The organism is Pseudomonas sp. 9.3L (genome assembly GCF_058536285.1).
This window is the reverse complement of record NZ_JBZUBK010000001.1, coordinates 2,033,068-2,051,628: the sequence shown is the minus strand read 5'-3', so window position 1 is coordinate 2,051,628 and position 18,561 is coordinate 2,033,068. Positions and strand designations below refer to the sequence as shown.

General features: G+C 60.4%; 20 protein-coding genes. 12 read left to right on the top strand and 8 right to left on the bottom strand.

Annotation, left to right across the window (positions count from 1 at the left end; all coding sequences use genetic code 11):
* Positions 1-20: 20 nt before the first annotated feature.
* On the bottom strand, positions 21-719 hold the full coding sequence (locus AC4LE2_RS09400; protein WP_491825495.1) for a CoA transferase subunit A: 699 nt from the start codon (positions 717-719) through the stop codon (positions 21-23).
* A gap of 111 nt (positions 720-830) precedes the next feature.
* On the opposite strand from AC4LE2_RS09400, the gene AC4LE2_RS09395 reads away from it, so the two are divergent.
* Both AC4LE2_RS09395 and AC4LE2_RS09390 read left to right on the top strand, forming a co-directional pair.
* A complete protein-coding gene (locus AC4LE2_RS09395) occupies positions 831-1,724 on the top strand; it encodes a LysR family transcriptional regulator (RefSeq protein ID WP_491825494.1) in 894 nt (297 codons plus the stop codon).
* Between the two features lie 100 nt (positions 1,725-1,824).
* Positions 1,825-2,646, top strand: a complete 822-nt coding sequence (locus tag AC4LE2_RS09390; RefSeq protein ID WP_491825493.1) for an aldo/keto reductase — start codon at positions 1,825-1,827, stop codon at positions 2,644-2,646.
* A 31-nt stretch (positions 2,647-2,677) separates the two neighbouring features.
* On the opposite strand, the gene AC4LE2_RS09385 is transcribed toward AC4LE2_RS09390, so the two are convergent.
* Complete coding sequence (locus AC4LE2_RS09385) at positions 2,678-3,838, bottom strand: PilT/PilU family type 4a pilus ATPase (RefSeq protein WP_491825492.1); 1,161 nt, start codon at positions 3,836-3,838, stop codon at positions 2,678-2,680.
* A gap of 106 nt (positions 3,839-3,944) precedes the next feature.
* On the opposite strand from AC4LE2_RS09385, the gene AC4LE2_RS09380 reads away from it, so the two are divergent.
* Complete coding sequence (locus AC4LE2_RS09380; protein WP_491825491.1) at positions 3,945-6,083, top strand: ATP-binding protein; 2,139 nt, start codon at positions 3,945-3,947, stop codon at positions 6,081-6,083.
* Positions 6,084-6,159: 76 nt separating this feature from the next.
* Complete coding sequence (locus AC4LE2_RS09375) at positions 6,160-6,435, top strand: peptidylprolyl isomerase (RefSeq protein ID WP_491825490.1); 276 nt, start codon at positions 6,160-6,162, stop codon at positions 6,433-6,435.
* A gap of 52 nt (positions 6,436-6,487) precedes the next feature.
* Here the strand turns inward: AC4LE2_RS09375 and AC4LE2_RS09370 are convergent, their stop codons facing one another.
* Positions 6,488-6,757 carry a DUF1652 domain-containing protein gene (locus AC4LE2_RS09370; protein ID WP_491825489.1) on the bottom strand — a complete coding sequence of 90 codons (270 nt, stop codon included), beginning with the start codon at positions 6,755-6,757 and terminating at the stop codon, positions 6,488-6,490.
* Between the two features lie 334 nt (positions 6,758-7,091).
* Here AC4LE2_RS09370 and ku point away from each other — a divergent pair, with 334 nt between their 5' ends.
* From ku to AC4LE2_RS09355, 3 genes are all read left to right on the top strand, one after another.
* Positions 7,092-7,991, top strand: a complete 900-nt coding sequence (gene ku / locus AC4LE2_RS09365) for a non-homologous end joining protein Ku (RefSeq protein ID WP_491825488.1) — start codon at positions 7,092-7,094, stop codon at positions 7,989-7,991.
* 116 nt (positions 7,992-8,107) lie between these two features.
* The gene (locus tag AC4LE2_RS09360; protein ID WP_491825487.1) at positions 8,108-8,398 is read left to right on the top strand and encodes a hypothetical protein; all 291 of its coding nucleotides are present in this window, start codon (positions 8,108-8,110) and stop codon (positions 8,396-8,398) included.
* Between the two features lie 194 nt (positions 8,399-8,592).
* Positions 8,593-9,009 (top strand): response regulator, encoded by a 417-nt coding sequence (locus tag AC4LE2_RS09355; RefSeq protein WP_491825486.1) that lies wholly within the window; start codon positions 8,593-8,595, stop codon positions 9,007-9,009.
* 16 nt (positions 9,010-9,025) lie between these two features.
* Here AC4LE2_RS09355 and AC4LE2_RS09350 read toward each other — a convergent pair whose 3' ends face one another.
* Entirely contained in the window at positions 9,026-9,448 is a 423-nt protein-coding gene (locus AC4LE2_RS09350; RefSeq protein ID WP_491825485.1) for a hypothetical protein, read from the bottom strand.
* 378 nt (positions 9,449-9,826) lie between these two features.
* Here AC4LE2_RS09350 and AC4LE2_RS09345 point away from each other — a divergent pair, with 378 nt between their 5' ends.
* Complete coding sequence (locus AC4LE2_RS09345) at positions 9,827-11,413, top strand: ABC-F family ATPase (protein ID WP_491825484.1); 1,587 nt, start codon at positions 9,827-9,829, stop codon at positions 11,411-11,413.
* A gap of 161 nt (positions 11,414-11,574) precedes the next feature.
* Positions 11,575-12,768 (top strand): MFS transporter, encoded by a 1,194-nt coding sequence (locus tag AC4LE2_RS09340; RefSeq protein WP_491825483.1) that lies wholly within the window; start codon positions 11,575-11,577, stop codon positions 12,766-12,768.
* Between the two features lie 18 nt (positions 12,769-12,786).
* Here the strand turns inward: AC4LE2_RS09340 and AC4LE2_RS09335 are convergent, their stop codons facing one another.
* Together AC4LE2_RS09335 and AC4LE2_RS09330 are read right to left on the bottom strand one after the other, a co-directional pair.
* On the bottom strand, positions 12,787-13,824 hold the full coding sequence (locus tag AC4LE2_RS09335) for an alpha/beta hydrolase family protein (protein ID WP_491828101.1): 1,038 nt from the start codon (positions 13,822-13,824) through the stop codon (positions 12,787-12,789).
* 199 nt (positions 13,825-14,023) lie between these two features.
* Entirely contained in the window at positions 14,024-14,854 is an 831-nt protein-coding gene (locus AC4LE2_RS09330; protein WP_491825482.1) for an undecaprenyl-diphosphate phosphatase, read from the bottom strand.
* Positions 14,855-15,121: 267 nt separating this feature from the next.
* Between AC4LE2_RS09330 and AC4LE2_RS09325 the strand changes: the two genes are divergently transcribed.
* The 3 genes from AC4LE2_RS09325 (at position 15,122) to AC4LE2_RS09315 (ending at position 16,846) form a co-directional block, all read left to right on the top strand.
* Positions 15,122-15,658, top strand: a complete 537-nt coding sequence (locus AC4LE2_RS09325) for an AAA family ATPase (protein ID WP_491825481.1) — start codon at positions 15,122-15,124, stop codon at positions 15,656-15,658.
* 185 nt (positions 15,659-15,843) lie between these two features.
* On the top strand, positions 15,844-16,122 hold the full coding sequence (locus AC4LE2_RS09320) for a hypothetical protein (RefSeq protein ID WP_491825480.1): 279 nt from the start codon (positions 15,844-15,846) through the stop codon (positions 16,120-16,122).
* 34 nt (positions 16,123-16,156) lie between these two features.
* Positions 16,157-16,846: a DUF421 domain-containing protein gene (locus AC4LE2_RS09315; protein ID WP_491825479.1), complete on the top strand. Its 690-nt coding sequence runs from the start codon at positions 16,157-16,159 to the stop codon at positions 16,844-16,846.
* Positions 16,847-16,903: 57 nt separating this feature from the next.
* Here AC4LE2_RS09315 and AC4LE2_RS09310 read toward each other — a convergent pair whose 3' ends face one another.
* Both AC4LE2_RS09310 and AC4LE2_RS09305 read right to left on the bottom strand, forming a co-directional pair.
* A complete protein-coding gene (locus AC4LE2_RS09310; RefSeq protein WP_491828100.1) occupies positions 16,904-17,470 on the bottom strand; it encodes a vWA domain-containing protein in 567 nt (188 codons plus the stop codon).
* Positions 17,471-17,559: 89 nt separating this feature from the next.
* Positions 17,560-18,561: a magnesium chelatase ATPase subunit I gene (locus AC4LE2_RS09305; protein WP_491825478.1), complete on the bottom strand. Its 1,002-nt coding sequence runs from the start codon at positions 18,559-18,561 to the stop codon at positions 17,560-17,562.

Below are 18,561 nucleotides of genomic sequence, written 5' to 3'. Positions count from 1 at the left end.
GACTCTCCAAGTGGCGGCGCTCAGGCCTTCAGGGTGCGTTTTTCGATACGTTTTTCAAAACTGCCCTGGATCACCCGGTCCACGAAAATGCCGGGGGTATGGATCTGGCTGGGTTCAAGCATGCCGGGCTCGACGATCTCCTCCACTTCCACCACTGTAATACGCCCTGCCGTTGCGGCCAGGGGGTTGAAGTTCTGGGCGGTATGGCGGTACACCACATTGCCAAAGTGGTCGGCTTTCCAGCCTTTGACGATGGCAAAGTCTCCGGTGATGGCTTCTTCAAGGATGTAAGGGCGACCGTTGAATTCGCGCACCTCTTTGCCGTCAGCAATGGGTGTACCGTACCCGGTGGCGGTGTAGAAGGCCGGAATGCCGGCGCCGCCGGCCCGCATTTTCTCTGCCAATGTGCCCTGGGGGGTGAGCTCTACTTCCAGCTCACCGCTGAGCAACTGCCGCTCGAATAGCGCGTTCTCGCCCACATAGGACGCAATCATTTTACGGATCTGGCGGTCTTCGAGCAGCATCCCCAGGCCGAAGCCGTCGATGCCGCAATTGTTAGACACCACGGTCAAGCCGCGCACACCAAGGTGCCTGATATGCGCAATGAGGTTTTCGGGAATACCGCACAGGCCGAAGCCGCCGGCCAATACCGTCATGTTGTCGGTAAGGCCTTCAAGGGCCTCTTGATAGCTGTATACCCGCTTGTCGAGTCCGGCCATGTGAATGCCTTTTTATGGTTATTGGCGCCTGGAAGGCCTGTGCCCGCTATATTCCGCCGGTGCGAGTTATTTGTTAATTTTGTTTTATTGATCGATTAATAAGGCATGCCAATGAATCCCCGCCAGCTCAGGGCATTTCTCGCCGTGGCGCAGACGCTGAACTTTGCCCAGGCCGGCGAGCGCCTGCACCTGTCTCAACCCGCCCTGAGCCTGAGCATCAAAGCGCTCGAAGACGACCTGGGTGGCCCGCTGCTAGTACGCACCACCCGCAGTGTAGGCCTCACGCCTGAAGGCGAAACCCTATTGCCCCTGGCTCGACAGCTGCTAGCCGATTGGGACAATGTCGAAGAGCGGCTGCGTCAGCACTTCACCTTGCAACTGGGTAAGGTGGCCATTGCCGCGATGCCCTCCTTCGCCGGTAACCTGCTGCCGCACGCCCTGCGGCGCTTCAAGGACCAGCACCCCAAGGTTAACGTGGCGGTGCATGATGTGGTCAACGAACAGGTACTGGAAATGGTACGCCAACGCCGGGTGGAACTGGGTATCGGCTTTGAACCCCCTGCTGCCCCTTCCCTGCTGTTTCAGCCCTTGTTCACAGACCGCTTCGTAGCAGTGGTCCCTGGAGACTGGCCGTTGGCCAAGTCTGCCAGCGTAACCTGGGCACACTTGCTCACCCACGACTTCATCACCTTGCAGCGCCCTTCCGCTGTGAGGCTATTGCTTGAAGCGGACTTACAGCCACGCCATGGCCGCCTGGCGGTTGCATTCGAGACGCATCAATTGAGCACCGTTGGCCGCATGGTTGCCCACGGCCTGGGGGTGAGCGCAGTGCCAGCCTTGTGCGCTCAGCAGATGCACGAAGCGGGCGCGTGCTGCCTGCCCCTGGAGGAACCCCGGATCGAAAGACGAATCGGATTAATGCGGTTGGCCGATCACCGGCTGTCCAGCGCCGCCCAGGCCCTCTACGACGTGCTGGTGGCAACGCTGACGAGGGCCAGCGAGTAACCGGCTGATTAGCCACTCAGGTTCGTGTCGCCTGCACCGCGACGCTAGCCCACTCATTATCGGTAAAGGTGTTCTACCCTGCGCTTTGAGGATCCGTGTCATGGCTACGCTGCAACTGGCTGGAACATCACTCCCCCCTATCGGGCAAGGCACCTGGCACATGGGTGAAGACCCCGCCTTAAAGCAGGCTGAAATCGCGGCGCTGCGCCTTGGCCTTGACCTGGGCATGACCCTGATCGATACCGCAGAAATGTACGCTGAAGGCGGTGCCGAGCGCGTTGTCGGCGAAGCACTGCGCGGATGCACGCAGCCTGTTTACCTGGTGAGCAAGGTGTACCCGCACAATGCGAGCCGCACGGGCGTAGTGGCTGCGTGCGAGCGCAGCCTGAAGCGTTTGGGCGTGGAGCGCCTGGACCTTTACCTGCTGCATTGGCCAGGGCAGCACCCGCTGGAGGAGACAATCGAAGGCTTCGAGCAGCTCAAGGCCAGTGGCAAGATAGGCGCATGGGGCCTGTCGAATTTCGACGAGCCTGAGCTGCGGCATGCCCTGCTCGAAGGCTGCGCCACTCAACAGGTGCTCTACAACCCAGAGGCCCGAGGGGTTGAATTCGACCTATTACCTTGGGCTGCCGCGCACCAGATGCCGGTTATGGCTTATTGCCCTATTGGCCAGGGTGGACGCTTTCTTCAACACCCTGTGCTACAGGCCATTGCCCACAGGCACCAGGCAACCAGCGCGCAGGTGTGTCTGGCGTGGGTCATTCGCAGCGGTCAGGTGATGGCCATTCCTAAAGCCGTGGACCCTGAACACCTACGACTCAATGCAAGCGCGGCGGCCTTAAGCCTGACCGCCCAGGACCTTGCAGACCTAGACGCTGCCTTCCCCGCCCCTCAGCGTAAACACGCGTTGAAAATGGTTTAGAGCGCTGGCACCTCCAGCGGCTCGTACGGCGTCAGTCGGCCGCGTCTTCGTCCTCGACCAACCCCCAATTGCGTACGGCTGGCTGTGGGGCGGGCGCTGGCCTGCCCGCTGGCAGGCTGCGCTCGGCAGATGCATCGGGCTGTAATTTCAGGCGCAAGCGCAGGTTATTGACTGAGTCCGCGTTCTTCAGGGCTTCCTCCTCGCTAATGGCCCCTTCCACGACGAGGTCGAACAGCGCCATGTCGAAGGTGCGCATGCCCAGGTTCACCGACTTTTCCATAATGCCCTTGAGTTCACCGAATTCGCCCCGGTGAATCAGGTCCCGAACGGTGGGCGACCCCAACATCACCTCAACGGCCGCACGACGCTTGCCGTCGACAGTCTTGACCAGCCGCTGTGAAACGAACGCTTGCAGGTTATTGCCCAAGTCATTGATCAGTTGAACCCGGCGCTCTTCGGGGAAGAAGTTGATGATGCGGTCCAGCGCCTGGTTGGCGTTATTGGCATGGAGCGTTGAAATCGCCAAGTGGCCGGTGTCCGCGAACGCCAGGGCGTGCTCCATGGTCTCGCGGTCACGTATTTCCCCAATCAGGATCACATCTGGGGCCTGACGAAGGGTATTTTTGAGCGCGGCGCGAAAACTTCGGGTATCTACGCCCACCTCCCGCTGGTTGACGATGCACTTCTTGTGACGGTGGATATACTCCACAGGGTCTTCGATCGTAATGATGTGGCCACTGCTGCTACGGTTACGGTGGTCGATCAAGGCAGCCAGGGAGGTAGACTTGCCGGAGCCTGTCGCACCGATGAAGAGCACTAGGCCATGCTTGCGCATGACCACGTCGAGCAACACAGGAGGCAGCTTGAGATCATCGAACAACGGAATGTCCAGCTTCACATTGCGCGCGACCACGGACACTTCATTGCGTTGTTTGAAGATGTTTATCCTGAATCGGCCGACGCCAGGTACCGACAGTGCTAGATTCATTTCCAGTTCTTTATCGAACTCGGCCCGTTGCTCGGCGTCCATGATGCTGGCCGCGATCTGTGCCACTTCACCGGGCTTTAGCGCATCGGTGCCGAGCGGGCGGAGTACGCCATTGAACTTAGCGCACGGTGGCGCACCTGTAGACAGGTACAGGTCCGAGCCGTCCTGTGTGGCAAGCAGCTTGAGCAGGGCCGTAAGGTCCATGAGTAAGGTCCACCAGTGATGGGTTGAGGTCGGTAGGCGTGACGGCCTATAGAGTGGCCGTTATTGGCCACATGGTGCAAATCCAATGGCAGGGACAGGTAATACGATGACAGTCAGCAACCCGGCGACACCCAGGAGCGCGGGCCGCGCTGCCGGCGAACCGATACCCGGCGCCTGGCCTCACGGCCTGGGCATGGCGGTAGACATCGCACTCAACGCACCGGTGCCCACGGCGGTGGTCTGGGGCAGCGAGCAAGCCGTCCTGGGTAACCCGGCGTTCTTTTCCTTGTTTGGGTTAACTGACGCCAGTCAGGGCTTGGCGCTGAGCAAACTGTTTCCGAGCCTGATAGCTCCGTTATGCAAGGCGCTTGCCACCGTCAGTGAGGGCGTGCCAACCCGGCTGGAAGATGTAGCCAGCGGCTTTGGGCGCGCCGCTACAGCGCAGGCCAGCGAACGGCTGGACGGCTATTTCACGCCTTTGCGTGCCGATCACGGCGGCGTGGTAGGCGCCCTGATTACCGTGGTCGCGCCTCCTCAGCCCAAGCAAGGCACTCCACTGCAGCAGCGGCTTGCGTACCAACAGCGGGCCAATCAGGCATCTGAGGAACGGCTGCGCCTGGCGCTGGACGCTACCAACGCCGTCGGCACCTGGGACTGGTTCATTCGCGAAGACCGCTTCATCGCCGATGCGCACTTCGCGCATATGCACCATGTGGAGCCATTGCAAGCGGGGCACCGCCCCATAGGGGATTACCTCGCTGCAGTGCACCCCGACGACCGGGCCTTCGTGGCGCGGCAAATCAAAGCCTGTATTCATGGCAGCGGCGAGTTTGCCGAAGAGTACCGCTTGCTACAAACCGGCAGCACCTGGCACTGGGTGTTCGCACGCGGCCGCTGCTTCAGAGACGATCATGGCCGGCCCTTCCGCTTTATCGGCGCCTCCATTGATATCACTGAGCGAAAGCTGGCCGAGCAAGCCCTGCGCGAGCTTAACGAAACCCTCGAGCAGCGCGTGATCGAGCGCACTCGTGCTTTGGCTGACGCGAACCGGCGCCTACTCAATGAAGCTCAGGAACGCGAGCGCGCCGAAGAGCTGTTGCGCCATGCGCAGAAGATGGAAGCTGTCGGCCAGCTCACCGGCGGCATCGCCCACGACTTCAATAATATGCTTACCGGGATCATGGGTAGCCTGGAGCTGATGAAACGCTACATCGCTAAGGGCAACACTGGCGATATTGGCCGGTTTGCCGACGCCGCTCTGGGCTCCGCACAGCGCGCAGCGGCCCTGACGCATCGCCTGTTGGCCTTCTCCCGCCGCCAGTCCCTTGACCGGCAGCGTATCGAGCCCAACGCGCTGGTTCATTCTCTGGAAGACCTGTTAGCCCGCACCACGGGTGAGCACATTGACTTGGTACTGACGCTGAATCCAACTACCTGGAGCGCACACACTGATCCCAACCAACTGGAGAGTGCCCTGCTCAACCTGGTTATCAACGCGCGGGATGCCATGCCTGAGGGCGGCCGCCTAACCATTGCCAGCACCAACCGGGCGTTCACTGAGCCCCATGCCAATCAACCCATGGAACCGGTACGGCCGGGGGAGTATGTAGTTTTAAGCGTGAGCGATACCGGTACGGGCATGTCGCCCTCCACCCAGGCCAAAGCCTTTGACCCCTTCTTTACCACTAAACCCATGGGCCAGGGCACTGGCCTTGGCCTATCGATGATCTACGGCTTCGCCCAGCAGAGTGGAGGCCATGTCACCTTGAAGAGCGAGCCAGGTCAAGGCACCGAAGTGTGCATTTACCTCCCCCGCTACCAGGCGCCAGAGGAAGCCAACAGCACGACGCAGCCGGAAAACGCCGCACCTTTGGCCCAACGGGGCGAAAGTGTACTTGTGGTGGAAGATGACCCGGCGGTCCGTATGTTGGTATTGAACGTGCTGGATGAGTTGGGCTATCACGGTCATGCGGCGGCTAATGCAGAAGTCGCAGTGCCGTTGTTGGAGTCTGCACTGCGCATAGACTTGCTGGTCACCGATGTGGGCCTGCCGATAGTCAACGGGCGCCAACTTGCCGAAATAGCACGCCGCCAACGGCCTGGGCTCAAGGTGTTGTTCATGACGGGCTACATCGACAAGGCTGCCGACCGCAGCGCCTACCTTGAAGAAGGCATGGATATCGTCGGCAAGCCTTTTACCCTCGAAGCCCTGGCCGTGAAGATTCGCGAGATGATCGGGGAATAAGCCACAAGCGGGCGGGCACGTATAAACTAAGCGCTCATTCATACGCCCTTTTTAGGAACAGGTCATACCTTCGTTTATGAAAGCCCAGGCTCGCCATATCTTAGTCAAGACAGCCGAACAGGCTGAAACCCTCCGGACCAAGTTGGCTAAAGGCGAAGCCTTTGACCTGCTTGCCCGCAAACACTCCGTATGCCCCTCAGGGAAACGCGGCGGCGACTTAGGCGAAGTGCGGCCTGGCCAGATGGTCACTTCCATCGACCAGGTGATTTTCCGCAAGCCACTCAAAGTCGTGCACGGCCCTATCAAAAGCCGCTTTGGGTATCACCTGGTGCAGGTGTTTTACAGGGACTAAAAAACCCGCAACGCCGTGAGGCGGTGCGGGTTTTCGGAAACGGAACCGCAGCTTATGCGATGGCTGCCATCTGTCGAAGCCGGTGAGCCTGCACGACTGGGCGACTGGTCATGTCCTTCCGCACGCTGGCGATAAGGTTCGAGATGGCGCGGCTACTGGTCAGCTGGCGGGCATCGATCCCTGTAGCGACGACCTCAGGGCGGTCGGAGTTGGGCGCGAACACCTTGACGGTCAATGACTGGCCTGGGCCCTGGATGCACTGGCAGCGTTGTGGCAGGAAGCTACTTTCAATGATATTGCGTAGTTCTAGCGTCGACAGCATTGTCGCTCTCCCTTTTATTCAGTGAGTGCCCTGACCGCCTAGCTGCGGGTAACTCACCGGCAGACAACACACTCTCCATGAGTTCGCGTTTCAGAACACTCCCTGCTAAGCAGCTTCCATGCCTGAGAAAATACCGCTCGTCAGTCCTTTATAAACAATAGCTTACGTCCATGTCTTAATAAATCACACGCAATCGACCGTGCATTTTGCACTCTTGCGAGGCGTGCTGTCGTGCAGTTTACCCATCTGCTCACCAGCCCTGAAGGTGCGCGTGAACTTCAAGCAAGCCTGGTAGGTCCGTTAATCATCATCCTCATTTGGCAGGTTCACCTCCATGCCCCGTGCTATTTGGAAAGGCGCCATCAGCTTTGGTTTGGTTCACATCCCTGTTGCGCTGGTGTCCGCAACCGCGTCCCACGGGATAGATTTTGATTGGCTCGACAAACGCAGCATGGACCCGGTCGGCTACAAACGGGTGAACAAAGCCACCGGCGAAGAAATGAAGGCTGAGAATATCGTTAAAGGGGTGGCGTACGAGAAAGGCCGCTACGTTGTGCTGAGCGAAGAGGAAATCAAGGCAGCGCACCCGGTGTCGACCCAGACCATTGAGATTTTCTCGTTTGTCGACAGCGCCCAGATACCCTTGCCCAATATCGACACCCCTTATTACCTTGCCCCTGACCGCCGCGGCGAAAAAGTGTATGCCCTGCTTCGCGAAACACTGAGGCAGACGGACAAAGTTGCGCTCGCTCTGGTAGTGCTTCATACGCGCCAGTACCTTACTGCGGTAATGCCGCTCGACGATGCGCTAGTGTTGGTAAAGCTCCGCTGGCCCGCCGAAGTACGCGGCCTCGACACCCTGGAGCTAGGGGCTGAGGTGACCGAGGCCACACTTAAAAAGGGTGAACTGGACATGGCCAAGCGCCTGGTAGAAGACATGAGCGGAGACTGGTCCCCAGAGGGCTACACCGATCAGTTCGAAGCCAAAATCATGGAGCTTGTACACCGCAAGGCTAACGATGGCGAGATCGAAGACGTTGAATCCACTGAAGACACGGCCAGCAAGCAGGGCGCGGACGTCATCGACCTTACCGAGTTGCTGAAGCGGAGCCTGGGGGGTAAAGGCAGCGCTAAGCCTGCTGCAACCTCAGCCGCCAAGCCCGCTTCGCGTGAGGCACCCACTACCAAGGCCGCGAAGCCAAGGGCTACACGCAAGCCGCGCAAGGCATCATGATGGCTGGCTCCGGTTGTCGCCTGAATTTGCCACCGCGTGCCAGCTTGCGGATGATGCCTACCTAGGCTAGGGCAGGCCATAGGCCCTGGCTAAACGCAATGGAGGCGTAGATACAGATGAGCCTTGGCAAAACTGAACAGGAACTCAAGCGCAACCTTGAAGGCATCGCACTGGACCTGAAGTGGTCTGCAGTGGAACTCAAAGGGATTGCCCATCGGTTGCAGGACACTAACAATCACGCGCACGCCCATGCTTTCCAGGCTCATGCGCAGGCCTTGCTGCGCATGGTCGAAGTGTTCGAGCGTGGCGAGTCACGCCTCAAGGTGTACGCTGATGAGGTAAGTGCAGGTCATATCACGTGTGCAGTGGCGACCGAGCCGTTGTCCGGGGCCGATGCACCTTACTAGGCGCGCGAGCCACCTTGCCTTAAATCAGTGCCCAAGGCCCTGAAAAAGGTGACAGAGGCCGCGACCTGCACCTAAGGCCTGACACTTTTGTACACTCACGCGGAACCCTTTGTTATTCTGGGGTCAGAGGCTTGCAACATCCCCGTGCCTGGAAGCCTGTCTAGTGCCAGTGGTCGTTGGGGAAATGCTAGTCAATGGAGTTCAGTGCAGTGACGGGTGTGCCATTGTTTAACGAAGGTTCTCGCCTTAAAGTGCTTATCGCCGAAGACGATGAAGTGCTGCGTTTCCTCGCCGAGGTGGTAGTCGAGGAATTGGACCTCTTGGTCGTCAGCTTTGAAACAGCTGATGAAGCGATGAGCTACATGCGCAAAAACCCAGATGACGTGGCGATCGTGGTCACCGACTATATGATGCCGGGCACGCTCAATGGCTGGGAGTTCGCCAAAGAAGTGTGTAAAAAGTGGCCTTCCATTCCGATCATCCTTACTACGGGCTCTGCGGGTGAAAGCGAAGGCAATATTCGTTTCCTGCAAAAGCCTTGGCAGATCGGTGAGCTGACCGACTTGCTGCGCTCGATCACTGCCTCGATTCACCGCAGAATATTGCGTTAACGCCGCCGACCTGGCATTAGCCCACTTTGGGCTCGCTGGCGAAGCCAAACCCCCTTCCGCATAGCCAGCCCCAATGAAGGGCCAGCATCAGCCCTGCTTCCGGCAGTGGTCTGAGCACCGTCATTACAGGGCAGGCCAACGTCAGTTGAACGGCACCCGCGAAGGCGAAGACGGTTGCCAGGCGTAGCGGCAGGCCTGGTACCGCCCCTGCCTGGATAAACAGAAAGAACACCCGCCACAGGCTTAGTACACCAAACCAGCACAGTGCGAGCGTAACCGCCCCGACCGCCTCTTGCAGGTGCCAGGGTTGGCGGGAAACCAGGGCTTCCAGGCCCAGACCCATGTAGAAGTAACTCCAGAAAATCAACCAGGCCGTGCCTGGGATAAGTACCAATGCAAAGCCCGCCCCTACCAGGGTTTTAGACAACCAACTTCTCACCTGACTGACTCCTTTCAGCTTGCTGTTCCGGCAGCGTCCGCTGCGCAAGGCCCCTAAAGCTAATCCAGATTGTGACCCACGTCACTCTTGGATTTGATCCAATGGGACCAATCCTTATTAAATTTGTGGCTATTAGCATGGTAAGCACACGCAGCAGCGCCCCCACTGCCATACAATTGCTGTCATACCTATGCGACAATACCGCCAACGCTCGCACTCACCGACACCTGCTCTTCTCACATTGCTGGGTAATTGCCCTTACCAGCATGCCGGTTCGTTTCACACCAGGCACATGCCCCCATGCGCAGGTGAGCGGAAGCATTCTAAATTGTTATCAGCAGCATCAGCTCCGCTGTACGTCATTGAAAGGTAAAACACTTGATCTCCACCGCCAATATTACGATGCAGTTCGGTCCAAAGCCGCTGTTCGAGAACGTCTCGGTCAAATTCAACAACGGCAATCGCTACGGCCTGATCGGTGCGAACGGTTGCGGAAAGTCGACCTTCATGAAGATCCTCGGCGGCGATCTGGAGCCTAGCGGCGGTCAGGTAATGCTTGAACCGAACGTACGCCTTGGCAAACTGCGCCAGGATCAGTTCGCGTACGAGGCCTTCAGCGTCATCGACACCGTCATCATGGGCCACGAGCAGCTCTGGAAGGTCAAGGCGGAGCGCGACCGCATCTACGGCCTGCCAGAAATGTCCGAAGCCGACGGCATGGCTGTCGCGGAGCTGGAAACCGAGTTCGCTGAAATGGACGGCTACACCGCCGAATCCCGCGCCGGGGAGCTGCTGCTAGGCCTGGGCATCCCCCTCGAACAGCACTTCGGCCCGATGAGCGAGGTGTCCCCTGGTTGGAAGCTGCGGGTGCTGTTGGCTCAGGCACTGTTCTCCGACCCGGATGTACTGCTGCTGGACGAACCCACCAACCACCTGGACATCAACACCATCCGCTGGCTGGAAACCGTGCTAACTGCCCGTAACAGCACCATGGTGATCATTTCTCACGACCGCCACTTCCTTAACAGCGTGTGTACCCACATGGCTGACCTGGATTACGGAGAGCTGCGACTGTTCCCCGGCAACTACGATGAGTACATGACCGCCGCCACTCAGTCGCGTGAGCAACTGCTGGCGGACAATGCGAAGAAAAAGGCGCAGATCGCCGAATTGCAGACCTTTGTCAGCCGCTTCTCTGCCAATGCCTCCAAAGCCAAGCAGGCCACGTCCCGCGCCAAGCAGATCGACAAAATCCAGCTGTCGGAAGTCAAGCCGTCGAGTCGAGTCAGCCCGTTCATTCGTTTCGAGCAGAACAAGAAGCTGCACCGCCAGGCGGTCACGGTCGATAACCTCTCCAAAGGCTTTGACGGAAAGCCCCTGTTCGAACGCCTTGGCTTCCAGGTAGAAGCCGGCGAGCGTGTGGCAATCATCGGCCCCAACGGCATTGGCAAGACCACCTTGTTGCGCATGCTGATGAGCGAACTGCAAGCAGACAAGGGCCTGGTGAAATGGACCGACAGCGCAGAGTTGGGCTACTACGCTCAGGATCACGCCTCCGATTTTGAAGACGATGCCACGCTGTTCGACTGGATGGGCCAATGGACCCAAGGCGGCGAGCAACTTGTGCGAGGCACGCTGGGCCGCATGCTGTTCTCCAGCGACGAAATTGCCAAGTCGGTGAAGGTGATCTCCGGGGGCGAGCAAGGCCGTATGCTGTTCGGCAAGCTGATCCTGCAAAAGCCTAACGTGCTGATCATGGACGAACCCACCAACCACCTGGACATGGAATCGATCGAGGCGCTGAACCTGGCGCTGGAAAATTACCCAGGCACCCTGCTGTTCGTGAGCCACGATCGGGAGTTCGTGTCTTCGCTGGCCACGCGCATTCTTGAGCTGACACCCACCGGCGTGGTGGATTTCAGCGGTACCTATGACGAATACTTGCGTAGCCAGGGCGTGGTGTAGCAGCGCCTGGCAGGTATCGGCGTATAGCCGATCAGCGCCACTGCGTGAACGACTCGGGCCTGCTGCGCTGGCACAGGCCCGAGTCGCTGCTGCTCAGCCTTCTTTCATTTTGGCGGCGGGCTGGCCATCATAGGCGCAGGCCCACTGTCCATGAGCGCGCCATGACCCTTTCGCCCGGCACTACCCCTGAGCGCTCCAGCGCTATCACCCTGCAAATCCTGTCCATCGTCTTCTATACCTTCATCGCGTTCTTCTGCATCGGCTTGCCCATCGCCGTATTGCCTGGCTACGTTCACGATGTGCTGGGCTTCAGTGCGGTCCTGGCCGGTGTGGTGATTGCAGCCCAATACGTGGCCACGCTCCTGATACGCCCCCTCGCGGGACGTTTGGCTGACAGCTTGGGCACTAAGCGCACCATCACCTATGGGCTATATGCAGTCGCCGCCAGCGGCGCGCTGACCCTGATCGCAACCCTGTCACAGGCATGGCCCCAGGCAAGCGTGACGGTACTGGTGGTCGCGCGGCTGCTGTTGGGCGTAGGCCAAGGCCTGATAGGGGTGGGCACCAGTAGCTGGGGCATCGGGCACGTAGGGCCCGAACACACGGCCAAGGTGATTTCCTGGAACGGTATTGCGTCCTACGGCGCCATTGCCATCGGCGCACCCCTGGGCGTGGTCATGACCGCGGACCTGGGCTTCCACTCCCTGGGCGTAGCCCTTCTGGCACTCGCTACACTTGGGCTGGTCATGCTGCGCAAACGGGAAAGCGTGCCGGTGATCCGGGGCGAACGGCTACCCTTCTGGTCAGCGTTCGGCCGGGTGGCGCCTTACGGCATAGGCTTGTGCCTGGCGTCCATCGGGTATGGCACGCTCACTACGTTCATCACCCTGTACTACTTCGAACAGGGCTGGGCAGGCGCGGCCTTCTGCCTCACGGCGTTTGGTGCCTGCTTCGTATTGGCTCGGCTGGTGTTTATCAACGCCATTAACCACTACGGCGGCTTTACCGTAGCCTTTGCCTGCTTGAGCGTAGAAACCCTGGGTTTTCTCTGCCTATGGTTGGCGCCCTCCCCTGTGTTTGCCCTGATCGGCGCAAGCCTGGCGGGGTTCGGCCTGTCATTGGTCTACCCTGCACTAGGGGTGCTCGCCATCGAACGGGTACCTGCGGCCAGCCGAGGTTCGGGGCTCGGGGCGTTCGCGGTGTTCTTCGACATCGCACTTGCCCTGGCAGGGCCGATGATGGGCGCACTGGCGGCCAGCGCTGGCTATGCGCCGATATTCCTCTGCGCAGCAGGGCTGTCCATGACGGGCCTGGGGCTAATCGGCTGGCTAGCTCGTGAAGGGCGACCAGCCTGAGCACGGCCGCGCCAGCTGCTATTGGTCGGCGGTCTGCAACCCGGCCCGGCTGGGCCTGCCAAGGGCCTGGGTGAAGAAACGGCCGGCCTCGTCGATCATGCTGCGATGGATACCCGCCCTGTCTACGCCTTGGGCGTCTTGGCACAGTGCAGGCAGTTCTCGAGCCTGCTCAGGGGTGCAGGGCGCCATGAAGACAAAATGCCCCGCGCCAGCCAACGCATGATAACGCGCCTTCACAGGCAGCTTTCGCGCAAGCGCTTCGGCGTTTTTGTCCACCGCCACCAGTTGGTCGTTGTCGCCAGCGTAAATCAACGTGGGCACATGAACCGTCGCCAGCGCATGGCGGCCAAACATCAGGCTCAGCGGTGCCATCAGCAACAGCGCATGCACCCGAGGGTCGGCTTTGGCAGTCAAGTCCTTGCGGTCAGCGACGAGTTCACCGTGGCGCTTACAGGCATCGGCGTCATAGGGCCGTTCTACACAATAGGCCTTTAACCGGGAGAGGTCCGGCTGGGCCCCTGAGAGGATCAACGCTGTTTCGCCGCCAGCGGAATAGCCGATTACCCCAACCTGTTGGGCATTCACGAAGGGTGACAGCATCGGCTCATCCAGCGCTGCAGTGATGGCCGCCGAAATCTGCAAGGGTCGCCCATACAGGTTACTAAGCGTGCCCAGCCGGCTTTGATCGAGGTAGTTATCACCGGGGTGCAGCACGGCTATGACCACAAACCCGCGTTCGGCAATCGACGTAATGACGTCATGCAGCGCCAACGGGGTGCCTGTGTTGCCATGAGACAGCATCAGCAGCGGAAAGCGCCCAATGGCGATCGCTGCATTCTCGGTCGCTGCGACTTGGTAGCCTTCCAGGCGCCCCGTGTGGGCAGCGTCCCTGGAGGGATAAAAGGCGTAGGCGTGCATAGGCTTACCATCGAGCGGGTCCGCAAAGGTAAGGCGATGAAAGCCTACGCCCCAGTGCAGATGCGGTGCTGCCTGGGCCTGCACTGTTACGAGGCCTAGCAACACCAACATGCCCACAAATCTTGCCACGCCACTCATTGCAACGCCCTCATGCCACCTGCGAGCGCCCTTCAAGGTCGCGCTCATTGCCTGCCTGGCCCACACGGCTGGCCTGCGCTCATGTCATCCCGGACACAAGCATAAGTCAGGCCAGCACTGCGCCAAGGTAAAGCCGTGGCGGTAGGTGTGACGGGTCACGTGCAGTATCGACTCGTAGCCCTTACCGAGGTTCAGTCGATTAGCCTTGCGCGGTTGACCAGTCCACCCAGTGGAATTGCCACGTCATCAAGATAAGCACGCCGAACACTACGCGGTACCAGGCAAATGCGGCATAGCTGTGACGCGCGATGAACGCCAGCAGCCCCTGCACTGCGATCATGGCGAAAATAAACGACACCACGAAACCCAGCGCGAACACCGGGAGGTCCGAGGGTTGGAACAGGTGGCGGTATTTCCAGCCCGAGTACACGGCGGCCCCTACCATGGTTGGCATGGCCAGGAAAAATGAAAACTCGGTGGCCGCCGTGCGCGAGAGGCCGAACAGCAGACCGCCGATAATGGTGGACCCCGAGCGTGACGTACCAGGAATCATCGCCAGGCACTGAGCGCAGCCGATTTTCAAGGCGTCCGTCCATTGCATGGCCTCCACGGTATCGACGCGCACCGAATGGTCGCGCTTCTCGGCCCAGAGCATGATCACACCGCCTACGATCAGCGCAATGGCGACCGTCACGGGGTTGAACAGGTAACGGTGAATCAAATCCGAAAAGAGCACGCCAAGCACAACGGCGGGCAAGAAGGCGACCAAAAGATTTACGGTAAAACGCCGCGCCGACGGGTCACTGGCAAGGCCACCTGTAACAGCGACGATTTTGGCTCTGAAATGCCAGACCACCGCCAGGATGGCGCCCAACTGAATGATGATGTTGAAGGCCATGGCGCGTTCGCCACCAAAATCAAGCAGGTCTGCAACGATGATCTGGTGCCCGGTACTTGAAATGGGCAAAAATTCCGTCAGGCCTTCAACGATGCCCAACAGCATGGCCGACGCGGCCGTCCACATGTCCATTCACTTACCCCGAAGCGATGCCGTTGAACAACGGCGAATTTGAAGAATGACCAATGGCGACGAAAACAGCGGCGTTTTATAAAAAATTGGTTAGTTTTCCGGCAGGTTTTCGTTCGCGCCGCGATTCTGAACCAAGCGCGGGTGCAACGCCAGCACGGATCCTTGCGCCCTGCCCTATGAGACAGGGATGCAGTTGACACCCACAACCGCAGGCCTTCCAATGCCTCCCTTGGCACACCCCTTCCACCCTGCCACAAGGCCCTAGTCATGAACGTGGTGGTCATCACAGGCCCCGAATCCTCCGGCAAAAGCACCCTCGCCCTGCGCTTGCAGCGAGCCTATGGCGGGCGTGTGTGCGAAGAATATGTGCGCACCTTTATCGAGCAGGAAGGGCGCGATACCACACTGGCGGATATACCCGCTATTGCCCGTGGCCAATTGGCCCTGGAAGACAGCGCTCGAGCGCAGGCGCCCGAATGGCTGTGGCTAGACACGCACCTGCTCAGCAACATCCTGTGGAGCCAGGTGCTGTTCGACCAATGCCCTGCCGGGCTTGAGCCGGCCTTGCTGTCGCGCCGCTACGACCTGCACCTGTTGCTGTCACCTTACGGTGTGCCCTGGGTATTCGACCCGCAACGGTGCCAACCCGAGATGGCCCAGCGCCAGGCATTCTTCGACAGGTGCCAGCGCTGGCTGCAGCACCACCAGCACCCGTACGCCGTACTCACCGGTGACTGGGCTGAACGTGAGGCACAGGCTCACAAGGCGCTAGCGCACTATTTTCACCGGGTTGAACACCTATAGTTTCACTGGTCGCGCGCATGGAATTTACCCCACGGTAACCGGTCTATACATTGCACTTGCCGCGATATGCGCGTTTTTTCGCATCACGCTGTGACTCGCAGACGCTTTGGCATCATCAGTAAGAGAGTCGCCGCTGTTGACGTGCGGTGTTGTGGTTATCACTTACCCTCAAGAGAGCCCCAATCATGGATGCAACGCTGCGTGTCAACGAAGCCCTGCTGATCGCCGGCCACGCTTTCGAACCCTTCCAGTGTGTTGCCTGGACCCAGCAAGACGGTGACGGCGCCCTCAGCCTCACCGTGATCGACGACCACACCAGCCATAACCTGTTCCGCGCGCAGCTGCCGGCCAGCGCCTACTCAGACCCTCGGCAGTTTGCCAATGCGTTGGAAACGGTACGTGCCGGGCTGTCCAGCCACGGTTATATCCTCGCGCCCTGGAGCATGCCGCTCTGCGCCAAATGAGCCCGCTCGCCAGGCACCCCGGCGCACCCCGAGCATGAGCGGGTTCGATTGGCAGCGCGTGCTGCTCGATAAACAGTCACTGAGCTTCCTGTGGGAAGTAGCAGGCCGCACCCTGCTGGCCTACATGGTGGTGTTCCTGTTCCTGAAGATCGCGGGCCGTCGAGGCGTGCGGCAACTGTCGCTGTTCGAGCTGGTGGTCATTCTGACCCTAGGCTCGGCGGCGGGTGACGTGACCTTCTACGATGACGTACCGGTACTGCCGGTACTGACCGTATTTCTGGTGATGACCCTGCTTTACCGTCTCACCACATGGCTGATCGAGCGCAGCAGCCGCTTCGGCGAATGGTTGGAGGGCCGGGCCTTTCCGGTGATTCGAGACGGGCTGTTCGACCTGGAAACCCTCGACAAGGGCAACGTGACCCATGATGAGTTCCTGATGGAGCTGCGCCTGCACGGCGCTGAGCACTTGGGGCAGATACGCCTGGCACTGCTTGAAGTCAACGGCGACGTCAGTGTGTACTTCTACGAGCACGATGAGGTGAAGCCGGGGCTGTCCATTCTGCCCAAAGACTTCCGCACACCGACCCTGTCGCCAGAGGCTAGTGGCCTGTACGCATGCGAGCACTGTGGCGGAGTGCAGCAACTGGCAGGTCACCAACGGCTTGCATGCCCCCGGTGTAAGGGTGAGCAATGGAGCCTGGCGATCAGCCGGCCACGGGCCTGAGGGCGGCGGTGCCCTACGATGCCGGGCAGGCCCAACCTGCGCGGCTCAAGGCGATGTTTACGGAGCCTTGGTCAATGCATCAAGGTGAACGTACTCTGCTGCCAGCGCCCGCGCGAGTAATTTGCCCTTACCCAGCCTCACACTCCCCGCCTCAATGTCTACCAGCAGCGTATCGCAGCTGAGGCCCTCGACCCCGGCCAGTGATTTTATCCGGCCATCGGTGACGATCACGCAGCGCTGCGCTTGCCCGGGCATGGCCCGCCGCTGCTGAGCCAACCAGGTGCCGGCTTCGCTCATGGCAGGCAGCAAGGGTGTGCCACCCCCCGCGCCTAATGCGTCAAGCCAGGGCTTCAACGCCGCCGAGGCCTTGAGCCCGTGATGCTGCCATTGAGGCCCGGCGCCACTGGCCGTGAGCAGTGCCAGCCGTGCACGCTGGCGGTAGGCGAGGTCGAACAACGCCTGTAAAAACCCTTTAGCGCGACCCAATGCACCGTTACGCCGGGTTGATCCCGAGGCATCTACCAGCACCAGCCACACCGGTGGAACGTGTTGCCGGCCCTGCTGCCAACGCAGGTCGGCACGGCAGCGAGGCCGCCCATTGGCGAGGGTGCTCGCCCACGCGATACGCCCTTGAGGGGCTGCGCTGCCCTCCCCTTTGGGCCGGCGCGCAAGTACCTGCGTACGTTTAGCCCCCGTACCTTGCAGCCGGGGGCTTACTGCTTTTTTGGCCACTCCGGTAGCCCGGTCCGAGGCCCTGCCGGCACTGCCTGTGCGGGCAGTTGGCCCCAGGTACCGCTTTGGGCGCTGCCCTCCCTAGCGGGCGGCTGCCATGATTCGGGCGGCGGTGGTGAGGGGGGCACGTCTGCGCGGCCAGGCTGGCGCCGATGACGCAGGGCAAAATCAGCCACCGCGTCGATGTCTTGCCGTTCTATAGTGCTCGCCCCTCGCCAGGCCGCGTGGGCCCTGGCGGCGCGCAGCCAGACCAGGTCTGCGCGCAAGCCATCCACACCGGCGTCGTGGCACGCCTTGCTGATATGGGCTAAGGCGTCGTCGCTCAGGGGTACTGCGTCGAGGCGCGCCCTGGCGTCACGGCAGCGTGCACTCAGGGCGGCCTGCTCCGACTGCCACTGATCGCAGAACGCGGCCGGATCATTGTCGAAAGCAAGCCGACGGCGAATGATGGCCTGCCGCGCTAACGGGTCGGGCCGCTCATCCAAAGCAACGTTCAGCCCGAAACGGTCCAGCAACTGAGGCCTCAGTGCCCCTTCCTCGGGGTTCATGGTGCCGATCAACACGAAACGCGCCGGGTGCTGATGGGAGACCCCATCGCGCTCCACGCGGTTGATGCCACTGGCAGCTACATCCAGCAGCACGTCTACCAGCGGGTCAGGCAGCAGGTTGACTTCATCCACATACAGTACCCCGCCGTCGGCTTTAGCCAACACACCGGGCGAGAACCGCACTTCGCCCTGCCCCAGTGCGGCGTCGAGGTCTAGCGTACCCACCACACGGTCCTCGCTAGCCCCTAGCGGAAGGGTGACGAAGGGGGCGCCCTCCAGCAGGTCGGCCAGCCCACGCGCCAGAGTGCTTTTGGCCATGCCACGCGGGCCTTCGATCAGCACGCCGCCGACCTTGGGGTCGATGGCCGCCAGGCACAAGGCAAGCTTGAGGGGCTCGGCACGCACCACGGCAGCCAGGGGGTAATGAAACGGCAT